General features: G+C 57.1%; 1 tRNA gene and 1 pseudogene. One reads left to right on the top strand and one right to left on the bottom strand.

The annotated features are described in order from the left end of the window. Positions 1–160 (top strand): annotated as a pseudogene (locus DVK06_RS16895) (KEOPS complex component); the annotation flags it as partial. A gap of 224 nt (positions 161–384) precedes the next feature. Here DVK06_RS16895 and DVK06_RS16890 read toward each other — a convergent pair. Beyond that, positions 385–457, bottom strand: a tRNA-Gln gene (locus DVK06_RS16890). Between the last annotated feature and the right edge of the window lie 182 nt (positions 458–639).

Below are 639 nucleotides of genomic sequence, written 5' to 3'. Positions count from 1 at the left end.
CGACCGACTCGACCTCGAACCCGCGGAGACCCTCGGTGACTACGACGAAGCGCTCGTCCGCGAGGTGTTCGACGTGGGCGAGACGGAGTTGCGCGTCGCCGACGGCGACCTCCCCGCACTGGTCAAAGAACGAGTCGCGCTGCTCGCGGTCGAACGCTAAGCGGTTTTCACGACCCGTATCGCCCGTATTCGGACGGTCTGAGAATCCGTCAGCAACAACTCCACTCGAAACACACCCCTTGGGTTTCTGAAACCTACCCCTTCGTTTCAACTGGAGAACAGGGGACAGCGTCGCCCCGAAGAGTGTAGAGAACGAAGAATAGTTCCACCAGGATTCGAACTTCCGGAAGCTACCTTCCGACGTTCGAACCGCGCGAACCAGTATAGTTCCACCAGGATTCGAACCTGGGTCGTTGCCCCCAGAAGGCAACAGGATTGGCCACTACCCCATGGAACTTCGCATCACTTCGTAATTCGTGGGCATTTGTAAACGTTGCGTGTCGGCCCTCGCGTGCAAACTAGTGACATACAACAGAACAGACGTGCATAAACCACCAACTATTTGCCCCTGTTCTATCCACTGTCGTGTATGTACGTCGGACGATTCGTCGTCGTCGGTCCCGGAATCGGTGCCTATCG

Source organism: Halorubrum sp. Atlit-28R (genome assembly GCF_003665955.1).
Taxonomy (GTDB): Archaea; Halobacteriota; Halobacteria; order Halobacteriales; family Haloferacaceae; genus Halorubrum; species Halorubrum tropicale.
Note: the sequence above shows the minus strand (reverse complement) of the source record. Positions and strands in the feature narration are given on the sequence as shown.